At 41.3% G+C, this 11,752-nt stretch carries 10 protein-coding genes; 5 read left to right on the plus strand and 5 right to left on the minus strand.

Annotated features, from left to right (window positions below; all coding sequences use genetic code 11):
- Positions 1-175: 175 nt before the first annotated feature.
- Genes AC1RM2_RS16045 through AC1RM2_RS16055 form a run of 3 tightly spaced genes read right to left on the minus strand, consistent with a single transcriptional unit; the run spans position 176 to position 2,449 of the window.
- Entirely contained in the window at positions 176-397 is a 222-nt protein-coding gene (locus AC1RM2_RS16045) for a hypothetical protein (protein ID WP_492986207.1), read from the minus strand.
- A gap of 24 nt (positions 398-421) precedes the next feature.
- Complete coding sequence (locus AC1RM2_RS16050) at positions 422-2,092, minus strand: PspC domain-containing protein (protein WP_492986208.1); 1,671 nt, start codon at positions 2,090-2,092, stop codon at positions 422-424.
- Between the two features lie 24 nt (positions 2,093-2,116).
- Positions 2,117-2,449: a PadR family transcriptional regulator gene (locus AC1RM2_RS16055; RefSeq protein WP_090639171.1), complete on the minus strand. Its 333-nt coding sequence runs from the start codon at positions 2,447-2,449 to the stop codon at positions 2,117-2,119.
- Between the two features lie 183 nt (positions 2,450-2,632).
- On the opposite strand from AC1RM2_RS16055, the gene AC1RM2_RS16060 reads away from it, so the two are divergent.
- From AC1RM2_RS16060 to AC1RM2_RS16080, 5 genes are all read left to right on the plus strand, one after another.
- Positions 2,633-5,854 (plus strand): SusC/RagA family TonB-linked outer membrane protein, encoded by a 3,222-nt coding sequence (locus AC1RM2_RS16060; protein ID WP_492986209.1) that lies wholly within the window; start codon positions 2,633-2,635, stop codon positions 5,852-5,854.
- 19 nt (positions 5,855-5,873) lie between these two features.
- Positions 5,874-7,439: a SusD/RagB family nutrient-binding outer membrane lipoprotein gene (locus tag AC1RM2_RS16065; protein ID WP_492986210.1), complete on the plus strand. Its 1,566-nt coding sequence runs from the start codon at positions 5,874-5,876 to the stop codon at positions 7,437-7,439.
- Positions 7,440-7,471: 32 nt separating this feature from the next.
- Positions 7,472-8,374 carry a DUF1735 domain-containing protein gene (locus AC1RM2_RS16070; RefSeq protein ID WP_492986211.1) on the plus strand — a complete coding sequence of 301 codons (903 nt, stop codon included), beginning with the start codon at positions 7,472-7,474 and terminating at the stop codon, positions 8,372-8,374.
- Between the two features lie 114 nt (positions 8,375-8,488).
- Positions 8,489-9,475: a hypothetical protein gene (locus AC1RM2_RS16075; RefSeq protein ID WP_492986212.1), complete on the plus strand. Its 987-nt coding sequence runs from the start codon at positions 8,489-8,491 to the stop codon at positions 9,473-9,475.
- A gap of 97 nt (positions 9,476-9,572) precedes the next feature.
- Positions 9,573-10,277 carry a hypothetical protein gene (locus tag AC1RM2_RS16080; RefSeq protein WP_492986213.1) on the plus strand — a complete coding sequence of 235 codons (705 nt, stop codon included), beginning with the start codon at positions 9,573-9,575 and terminating at the stop codon, positions 10,275-10,277.
- Positions 10,278-10,325: 48 nt separating this feature from the next.
- Here the strand turns inward: AC1RM2_RS16080 and AC1RM2_RS16085 are convergent, their stop codons facing one another.
- Positions 10,326-10,733: a DoxX family protein gene (locus AC1RM2_RS16085; protein WP_492986214.1), complete on the minus strand. Its 408-nt coding sequence runs from the start codon at positions 10,731-10,733 to the stop codon at positions 10,326-10,328.
- A 43-nt stretch (positions 10,734-10,776) separates the two neighbouring features.
- Positions 10,777-11,739 (minus strand): S66 peptidase family protein, encoded by a 963-nt coding sequence (locus tag AC1RM2_RS16090; protein ID WP_492986215.1) that lies wholly within the window; start codon positions 11,737-11,739, stop codon positions 10,777-10,779.
- Positions 11,740-11,752: the final 13 nt, after the last annotated feature.

Below are 11,752 nucleotides of genomic sequence, written 5' to 3' on the forward strand. Positions count from 1 at the left end.
AGTTTTTAGCTGTTTTGGCGGTGGCCTTAAGTGTGTTTAGTAGTTATTTGATATAAGCTTTTTATTCATAGTGTATGTCAGTTTAAGGCTGGCCAAAGGGTAAGCGTCTTCGCCGGGCGCCTGATCTGTAATTATTGTGTCTTTTTATATTAAGATGCACAATAGGGTGCTTTGGTTACAGAGAAATTAAACTTTTTAACACAGGGAATAAATTTTTAGCAATATTCAGTACAATGGTCTGGCCTATCGACTGGCTGCTATCGGGTTGGGTTTGAGCTGAAACAAAAGAATTTAGTTTAACAGCAGATGGCTGGTTTTGGGTAAATGTAAGGTAATAAAAAGGAATAATAAGCCCGCTAAATAATAGCAGGCTTATGTATTTTATAACTGATCGCATTATATATTATATAACGATGTGGTTTTATTGCTGATTTGCATTTTTTAGGCTATCGGCTACCTCTTGCCTCCTCAGGCTGTCGATAGTTGCCTGTGGCACCGGCGGAATATCGCACTCGATGCCGTTTTCTTTCATTATAAATTTTGCGCCAAGTGGGTTAAGCGGTTTATTGCTTTGCTGACAATCATAAGGGTTAAAGCCTATGTTAACATCCAGCCTGGTATCAATGATCAATTTTGAATTTAATGGCACTTTTAAGGTAAGGTGCAAATTTTGACCACGCCATAATGTACCGGCGGTCCTTTCCAGGTGTCGGTCAAATTTCAACACCGAATCTTTTTGGATAAAACGGTAGGTGATGTTTTTGGTATTGGTAAGCGCATCCTCATAATCGCGGCCGCGGGCGGTAAACGATTCAACCAATACGGGTTGTTGTACATCGCTTTTTTCGATATCGATGCTTACCCGGTTTGGGCCGTCCATCTCGTCGTTGCCGTTAAAGTCGTCGTCTAAAATAACCATGCCGTTAAAACGCTCTTTTATGCGCAGGCGGGTACTATCCTCGTTGCTCAGGTATTTGGCATCGTTAAGCTGCAGGTAGTAGGTATTGTTTGCCGGGGCTTTAATGTTAATGGTGGTGTTTAGCCTTGCGCCTTCCCTGAAATCAACAGATGCCCTTACACCGTAATATACTACCGCACCAAGCGCTGCCAGCCATACACATAATAAAGTGGTGCCAACCGAACGGTTGAATGATGCATTCCTGAATAAAAAGCCAATAATGAGTAATATAATAGCGGTTAAAGGAATAGCCAGTAGTAAAAAGCCCCCTGCTATAAACACAAGGTTTGTATTATGGTTAACTATATTGAACGGAAATATATGATAGATATCTGTTTTACCGAACGCTAAGAACATAATAACAACCACAATAAGCGCGATAGCAAGGCCAAAACAGCCTAATAATATGCCACCGGCTATTATTTTACCAAGCAGGCTGCCCGCGCCTCTTAAAAACACACCAAGGTGATCGAAAAAATCGCCGATAAAATCCCGGGTTTTGTAAACAAAAGGCCTTGCCTCGTGCTGAAAGTTGTGCAGGTTTTCTTTAACCGAACTCAGTTCTTCCTCGAAGCTCTTTTTAAAACCTTTCAAGTCTTGCTTCTCGCCTTTCATCGCCATCCTGTCGGCGCGGCTAACGGCTTTGGGAATCACCATCCACAATATAACGTATAAAAAGAAGCCGCTGCCTGCCACACAAAGGAAAATAACAAAGGCCAGCCTGATCCAAACGGCCGGGATATCAAAATAATTGGCAATGCCGGCTGCAACACCGCTCACCAGGTGATCGTCCGGATCGCGAAAAAGGCGGCGGCGCTCGGTGTTATAGGCGTAAGAATTGTTTCCGGGTGCTTTTGCATCGCTTTCGGCCGATTCAAAATCCTCAACCGAGCCCATTTGCTCAATTACAAGCTTTACGTCCTGCTCCACAATAACTTGCTTGCTTTGGCTTGCTAAAATTTCGTTAAACATTTCGGCAATGCGATTTTCAATGTCGGTTGTTATCTCCAGGCTGTCGGCCGAAGTAGAAAAATGACGTTTTACATCTGTCATGTAAAGTTTAAGTACGTCATAAGCATCCTCTTCGATGTGAAAAACGATGCCATTTATGTTGATGATGATAGTTTTGTTCATGATGAGTAGTAATTTCAGGGTTTTTTATTTTCTGTCTCCAATGGCCGTTTGCACAGCGTAAACTAATTCCTGCCAGGTTTTATCCAGCTGTTCCAGCACATTCCGGCCCTCGTCTGATAGTACATAATACTTTCGTGGCGGCCCTGAAATCGACTCGACCCAGTTGTAGGTGAGCAGTCCATTGTTTTTTAAACGGGTTAATAACGGGTACAGAGTACCCTCAACTACAAGTAGTTGGGCTTTCTTTAGCTCAGCAATTATGTCTGAAGCATATGTTTCGCCCTTGGCTATGATGGATAGGATGCAGTACTCCAGTATGCCCTTCCTCATTTGGGTTTGTGTGTTTTCGACGATCATAATACAAAGATATATGTTTAAGACTGTATTATGCAATACATAGTACTAAAATTATTAATATTTATTATAAAAGATGCTTTTTTTAAAAAAAAGTCATCTTTTTAAAGATTTTACTTGACTTTTTGATAACGTAACATTACTTTTAACATTAATTAACTATTAACTGATCTTATTATTAACAAAATGAAAAAACTTCTACTAGCAAGTTTGTGCTTTCTGTTGTTATGCCTAACACAGGTTTATGCGCAAAACCGTACAGTAACTGGTACGGTTACGGCCAAAGATGACGGCCTACCCATCCCGGGAGTATCAGTAAAGGTAAAGGGAACCTCGAGCGGAACCCAAACCAATGCTGCCGGTAAATTCTCTCTCAGTGTGCCTCAAGGTGCAGTATTGTCCTTCTCCTTCATCGGGTATGCAACCCAGGAAGTTGCTGTTGGAACAAAAAGTTCATTTGACGTTGTGCTGCTAAGTTCAAACAGCCAGTTGAATGAGGTTGTTGTAACCGCGTTGGGTGTTCAGCGCCAGGCAATATCGTTAGGCTACTCTACAGCCAAGGTATCTGGTAAAGACATTACCCAGGCAAAACCAATCAGCGTTGTTAACGGCTTAACAGGTAAAGTATCTGGTTTGCAGGTTACAACGGTAAACAACGGTTTGTTTGCAGCAACGCGTGTTACATTACGTGGTAACAGGTCATTGCTTGGTAACAACCAGCCACTTTATGTAGTTGATGGGGCTATCTTCTATAGCGATATCAGCACGCTTAACCCGGAAGACATTTTGGAAACCAGTGTATTGAAAGGTTCAAGCGCCTCGGCTGTTTACGGTTCTGATGCATCAAACGGTGTAATCGTAATTACAACCAAGCATGGTACAAAAGGCTCCTCTGCATTAACTGTTTCGTCTACGGTATCAGCTGAAAAAATATCTTACATGCCAGATTATCAAACCCGTTTTGGTAGTAACGGTGGTGAAGGTGAAGTACTTGACTTTAGCAAATTTGGCGATGGTAAGGGCAACTATTACTATTTCCCTTATGAAAATCAAAGTTACGGTCCCGAGTTTAATGGCCAATTAGTTCCTGTTGGTCGCCCTGATGCTAAAGGTAATGTTGAAATGGTTCCTTACAGAGCTGTTAAAAATCAGAAAAAGGATTTCTTCGACACAGGTATCACCACACAGCACAACTTCTCTTTCAATTCCGGCGATGAGACCGGCAGTTTCTACATGTCAGGCCAGGATTTGCACAGTAAATCTGTTATGCCAAAAGACGAAGGCCGCAGAGACATCTTCCGTGTGGGTGGCGATAAAAAATATGGTAACTTTTCAACCAGCTACTCTGTTGCTTACACTTACAAAACTCAAAACCAAACCAATACAGGTGCAGTTTATAATGACCTGATCGAGTCGCCTGTATTTATACCTGTTGTAGATCTGAGAGATCCTGACAGCAAATACGGTAACCCTGATACTTATTACAACGACTATTATATCAGCCCGGGTCAAATTATTAAGCAAACAAGGTACCTGAATGTTGAAAACCACATTCAAGCCAACCTACAGTTAAATTACAAAGTTGCAAACTTCTTGAACTTCTCGTATCGGGCGGCCCTTGATAATACAAGTCAAAGAACTGAAGTTAAAGATGCGGGTAGAACTTATAGCGCTTATACGCTAGACAATAATTCGTCTACAATTATTTATCCTGATACAGACGGAGATGGGAAATTGGATGTTGTGGAAGGCGATGGTGCCGGAAAAAAAGCTGATGGTTCCAACGTACTGCCATCATACGGAACAGGAGATTTTACTAATATACTTTTTAGCTCTGATTTCCTTGCTAACTACAATTTTAAACTTCCGAAGAATTTTAAATTGGATGGTACATTGGGTGTTGCTTACATAGACAATAAAATTACAGGAACCAATATCAATCAAACCCCATTAAATTTCACACCTTACAATACCCAAAACTTTGCGTCTGTGCCGGGTATTGGTCAGGGAACTGCTCAGGCACGTAAAATTGGTTATTTTGGTACAGCAACTTTAGGTTATAAAAGTTACGCGTTTATACACGGTTCATACCGTACCGACTTAGATACCAGGTTATCAAAAGCCAATAAGTATATTCCTTACTATGATATTGACGGTTCGGTTGTAATCAGTGAAATCTTTAAAGGCATTGCCGAAAGTGATTACCTAAATTTTGTTAAGGTACGTTATGCGCACTCATTAACAGGTAACGCCTCTCCTTTAGCTAACGGCTCACAATACATTGCTAACGGTGCTTATCGTACTATACCAACGGTTGGTTTGGCTGCAGGTTTCCCTTACAGCAGCACAAGCATCTCAGGTTATTCGTTAAGCACTTCAATTGCTAACCCTAATATTAAGCCGGAAAAGGTGTTGGAAGATGAGGTTGGTTTAGACCTGGGCTTCCTGAAAGACAGATTAACATTAACTGCTTCTGCTTACAAATCGACAACAAAGGACGGTATTGTAACTGCTCAGGTTTCAAGGGCATCTGGTTTTACATCAGCGTTATTAAATGCTGCTAACACAGAGAACAAAGGTTTGGAGTTAGATTTACATGGTACAGTTATTAAATCACAATCTGTTACCTGGACGTTAGGTGTGAACTATACCAAACAATCAAGTAAAGTATTAAGTATTGTAAGCGGTGTTCATGAATTGTTGATTGGCAATAATACCTTCGCAATTGTTGGTCAATCATATCCTTCAATTAAGGGCTATGACTGGAACAGGGATCCTGCTACAGGAAAAGTAATAGTGAGCGCTACCACCGGTACTCCAACAAGAGCTGGGGCTACAAGCTTCTTAGGCAATGCTAACCCTACCGATCTTTTAGGTATCAACTCGTCTGTAAGCTACAAGGGCTTTACTTTAAACTTAACTGTTGATTACCGCGGAGGTTACAAAATATTTAACCAAATTGGTAATACCCAGGATCACTCGGGTGTTGGTATAACAACAACACTTACTGGCCGCCAGCGCTTTGTATTCCCGAATTCGGTATATAAAGATGCTAATGGCAATTATGTTGATAATACCAATGTGCTTATACAAGATGCTAACTTTAATTTCTGGCCAACTACCTATTTAGGAGTTGATGCTAACTATGTAATAAGCGCTGCAGCGTGGAAATTACGTGAAGCTTCTTTAGGCTACGCGTTCCCTAAAGCCTGGTTAAGAGATGTTAAATTCATTAAAGGTGTAAACGTTTCTGTTTCTGGCCGTAACTTGTTAATGTTCCGTCCATCAACAAACAAATATACCGACCCAGAGTTTAACGAGGATACCAGCAATGCTGTTGGTAGAACATCAGTTAACCAGGTTCCTCCAACCAGAATATTCAGCGGCACATTGTCCGTAACTTTTTAACAAAGAAATTTAGATGAAAATGAAAACGAAAACAATATTTAAGCGGAAAGTTAACCTGGGTTTACTTTTCTCTGTTGTTATTTTTACGAGTATTGTAGGCTGTCAGAAGGGTACTTTTAGTGTTAACGATGTAAACCCCAATTCACCAACCGCTGCACCTGCTAAGTATACATTAAGTTCGGCATTATCTGGTACCGCAAATTTGGTACAGGGGGGCAACGCTGATGTTTTAGAAAACTGGATGGGCTACTGGACTCAAAGTGGTGGCTTTACACCAAGCACTACTTTTGTAATTTACCAGATAACCAGCAGTAACTACACCGGTAACTTTGACAATGCATATCTTAATTTAGTAAACTATAACTTGTTGATTAAAACAGCCGGCACTGATCCCTTACAGTCAAACTTTAAGGCCATTGGTATGATTATGGAAGCTTATGTTTACCAGCGCCTTGTTGATTTGTATAATAATGTTCCTTATTCGCAGGCATTAAGCGCTAATGCTACTTTCTCTTATAAATATGATGATCCTCAAACTATTTATAAAGGGCTAATCGCCAAATGCGACTCTGCTGTAGCTATACTTGATGTAAATATTAAGCCAGGTGCCACGGCAGTTGTGCCCGATAATTACGATATCGTATTCCAGGGAAATATGACGAAATGGAGGCAATTTGCAAACACATTAAAATTGAAACTTTTAATGCGCGAAACCGCTAAAGGAACAGATAGTAAGGCATCTTTGGCCTCAACAGTTGCTGCCGATTACTTAACTGTTGACGCCGCCGCCAATCCTGGTTACTCCAATGCCGCTGACGGACAGCTTAATCCTTTCTATTTTGACGTAGTTGCCAACTCACAAGGTGCAAACGGTTTAAATACTACATACTGGCGTGCAAATAGTTATGCTGTTGATTTTTATCATGCACATAACGATCCGCGTGTAAATTATATTTATGCACCATCAGGAAAAGATGCTGTAAAATATACCACACCTGATGAAACCGCACCAGTTAAAGGCCGTGTATATGGCAGCACAAATGGTTTGGAATCAAACACAATTATTTCTGCTGTTTTGGGTACTGGCTTCACTTCAGCCGGTGCTCAAAAGGGGCCGTCGCAGTCATCAGTACTGTTACCAGCCTCAGAAAGCTTGTTTTTACAGGCAGAAGCTGCACAACGCGGTTATATAAGCTATAGCCCGGCTGCAACATTGTATGCTGCAGCAGTTACTGAGTCGTTTAAGTTTTTGGGTGTAATAAATTATGCTGCAAAGGCAAGTGCTTACATAGCCCAGACTGACCCAACTACAAATTATGGCGCATCAACAGATAAGCTAAATACCCTTCTTACTCAAAAATGGGCTGCAATGAACAGCGTTGATCCGTTAGAGTCATATAGCGACTGGAGGAGAACTGGTATACCTACCACTTTACCGGTTTCGGCATATCCTGGCGTTACAGTAACACATATTCCATGGCGATTCCCTTACCCCGTTAACGAAACTACCTTGAACAGCGCAAATGTACCTTCAGGTGGTAGCGCAAGCGACCTGTTTACGTCCAAGATATTCTGGATGCCATAATTGTCATTGTATTAATAATAAAAAACGAAGAAATGAAAAAATTAGTAATCATATTAGGAGTCCTTACCGTCTCGCTAACATCTTGTTTGAAAGATAAGCCAAACGTGGATTTTTCAAATATTGGAACCTTTGCCGAATTCCCTCATAGCGGCAAGAGCTTCTTTAGCGCAGATGCGATAACCGATGCAGGCGACACGGTGACCCGCGATTTTACAATTAATATTACCGGTCAATACGCGCCCAGCAAGGATATTACAGTTACATTGGCAACAGATGACTCGCAGATAGCCCAGTTTAATACGCCTGCACTTACTTATGAACCAACAATGCCAACTGCTGCGTACAAGCTTTCAGCAACGTCTGTAACAATAAAGGCGGGCACCCGGTTAGCGACTGTTACAGCTACCTTTTATAAAAACAAATTGGATTTGTCAAAAAGCTATATGTTGCCAGTTATTATAAAAAGTGCAAGTGGGGGTGTTTCGTTGAGTGCAAATTTAAACACGCATTACCTGCACTTTATTGGGAATGATTTTGCCGGAGCTTATAAAGCCGACTTTATACGTACTCCTGCTGGTGGTAACTATACAGGTGAGGATGTAAATATACTGCCCGTGTCGCCTAGTCAATTTGAAGTAGGAAGCGGTTATGCCGGTTTGGGCGTTAAATATGAAGTTACGTTTGTTAAGCATGGTGTTGGCGCAGCTGCAACTTATACTGATTGGAAAGTGGTGCTTAATTCGGACGATGTAAAAAATATATTTAATGCTGCTAACGGCATCAATGTCGTTAATAACGCAACTTTTGTATCGTATGATCCAGGTCATGCATATACCTACGCAGAGGCAACACATGGATTGTTTAAGTTTGTTTATGATGTTACCAATAGCGCCGGTGCGCCTAGGAATCTTGTAGACTATTATTACAAACCGTGATTTAGGTAAATTTAATATAGAGGCCGCGTTTATCGCGGCCTTTTTTGTTAAAAAATATTAAATATTTGATATTGAGTGTGTTTATTTATAACTTTAATACTTAATTATATCGTAATGAAAAAAACCATCTTATCTACAATTATGTGTGTTGCAGCATATCAGTTTGCAGTTGCACAAGCCATAACCGCATCAGGAACTGTAAAAAATCAAAAAGGAGATGCTGTTGCCTCTGCCTTGGTAATGGAAAGTGATAACAAAACCGCTACTTATACAGATTCTCTTGGTTTTTTCAGCATCCCAATTAAAAGTAACGGTACCATTCTGGTTAGTGCCAAAGGTTATCAGGACGAGAAAGTAACACCAAAAGAAAATATTGTTGTAGTACTAAAACCTGGTAAATCTGCTTTTAAAGGAGCTAACCTGAACGATCCTGATAAGGTAACTGGCGGAGTACAGGCACCTAATGCAGTACAAGGCTTTACTTATTTTAATGTCTCAGCTTCTAATGGTACGTTATTCAGTTTCAGCCATAAAGAAGATACCAAAGGCAGCAGGTACCTGATACCCGAAGGGTGGGGCAAAGGATACGTAGTGGATAAAGGCGGTGCCACCATTAAAAACGACAACTATAGCTACAACTATGATAAAATTAATGGTTCGTTGTTGCTAACACAGGATAAACGCGCCGCAGTTGATGTAAACAGGGATCAGATAAAAACTTTTACCATTTACAACAAGCTTGACCAGCCCGAAACTTACGAATTGGTAACCACAATTAACCCTACGCATTATAGCCAGGTGTTATCAGATGGCAGCAAATACAAGGTTTATAAGTTTACCAAAACCACTTTTGTAAAATCGGATTATAAAACTGATGGGCTAACCTCAAGTGGTAACCATTATGATGAATACGTTGACGAGCCAACTTATTATGTGCTTAACGTTAAAACTTCGGCTTTGCAAAAAGTTCAGCTAAAAGCCAAAGCTATTAAACAGGTTTTTGCTGCCGATGCTGATAAAGTAAAAACTTATTTTAACGACCATGCTGATGATGATATTAACGATACCTTCCTGAGCAACCTTGCAGATTCATTGAATTAAGAAGACAGATAAGACTATATTGCAAAAAAAAGACCGTTAGCATAAAGCCTAACGGTCTTTTTTATTGTAATTTAAGTAAAAATTTTACCGGTTTAAAATGGAAATAAGATATATAGCAACGCTTGCATTGTTAATGATAGCAGGCAACGTTTTGAAGGCACAGACAGGCACCAACGGCATATCTGCAACCGGAATAACCTCCGGTACGGGGATGGCCTATAACCTGGTAAATAACGAAGATACCAAGGGCAGCCGGTATTTATTTGACACCTGGGTTAAAGGTTACGTTACCGACATCAAAGGAAATGCAGTTAACAGCGAGAATTATACCTTTAACTATGATAAAATAGGCGGCGCATTGCTACTGAGCCAGGATAAACAAACGGCCATTGCTGTTGATAAAGAACATGTAAAAAACTTTGTAGTTTACAATAAGGCCGATAAGGCAATGGCTTTTGAATACGTGCCAACAATTGATGCCACCCATTATTGCGAAGTGTTGGCCGCCGGGAGTAAGTACAAAATATATAAGCTTACCAAAACCAAGTTTATCAAAGCCGATTATAAAAACGATGGCATATCATCAAGCGGCAACAAATATGATGAGTATGTTGATGAACCTGCTTATTACGTAGTTGATGCTAAAACACCGGCACCACAAAAAATCAGCTTAAAAAACAAGGCAATTAAGCAAGCTTTTGCTGCAGATGCCGAAAAGGTAAAAACCTTCTTTACTGATCACAAAGACGACGACATTAACGAGGCGTTTTTAGTTGCCCTCGGCAGTTATCTGAATCAATAAAGTTAGCAAGCGCGACACATTATTTGTCGCCCACTTGCTAATTTGGGGTTACTTTTTATCTACGCTGTATTTGCCCGGGCCTATAAATATTAAGCCGGCAAACACGATGGCGTCTTCAATAGCATGAGCCGCGTCGCCCAAGCCGCCACCGGTGCGTAAGTGCATTAACGCCGCGATAACCAGGTTGATAAACAGTAAAATGCATACCGGGCGAAATGCAAGGCCTATAATTAGCAGGAACCCGCCCAGCAGTTCGGTAGCCGCAGCAAGCAGGCTCCACATCATGGGTAAAAAGTGAATGCCAACGTATTTCATTGATCCGCCAAGCCCGGTCCAATCCTTAGGGCCTCCCATCAGCTTAGGATAGCCGTGGTAAATAAACATAATGCCCAAACCCACGCGGATAATTAAAAGGCCAAAGTTTTTGTAATTGCCTAAATTGCTAAATAATGCCATGTACTAATGATTAAAGGTATTTTAGTTTTGATTGCCCGAAGCGTTATACAAATTTCAAAAGGCTGTGCTGCTCCCCAACATTCAGGGTTACGTTGCGGCCCAGTATAAGGCTGCAGTTATCGGGTATATGCCCTGCCGGGATATCAAAGCATACCGGATAATTATATTGCTGTACAATATCCATAATAATTTCGGGCACGGTTTGACCAAAGGGAATGTCATTATCCTTCACGTCGGTAAACCCGCCAACTACCAGGCCTGCCAGGTTTTTGAGCTTACCCGCCCTGTCAAGGCATCGCAGCATTCGGTCGATACTATAAAGATATTCGCCTACATCTTCAATGAATAACACTTTGCCCGTGTAATCGATATCAGATACCGAGCCCGAGACTGCTACAAGCAACGACAAATTGCCACCGATAAGCAGGCCGCTGCTATCGCCCACGCGATTGGCGGTATGCGATGTAAATTCGTAAGTCAATTCTTCGCCAAACAAGGCCTTTCGCAGCGTATCTAACGATCGTGTCGATGCATCGGGAATGTTAACCGGCATTTGCCCATGAATGGTTTGTGTGCCATAATTGGCAAACAGGTGGGCATGCAATACAGTAATATCACTAAAACCAACAAGCCATTTTGGGTTTTTAGCAAAACAGGTAAAATCTACCTTGTCAATCATCCTTACCGTGCCATAGCCCCCTCGAGCCGCTATAATGGCTTTTACACTGTCGTCATCAATAAAGCGTTGCATATCTTTCGCCCGCAATTCATCATCGCCGGCAAATTGATGATAGGATGCTGTTACGGTTTCGCCCAATACAACTTCCAAACCCCATGATTGTAACAGGGCAATCGCATCTGTCATTGGATTGGGCAGTTTTTTTGCCGGGCATATAATGGCAATTTTATCGCCTTTTTTTAAGTAAGGAGGAAGTCCGGAAGTTGGAAAGTCGGAAGGTCCGGAAGTTTGGACGGGCGAAGGTGCGGGGTTGGCAGATGATTCCATATATATACTAAAA

This window comes from Mucilaginibacter sp. GW822-FHT03E02, assembly GCF_058801545.1.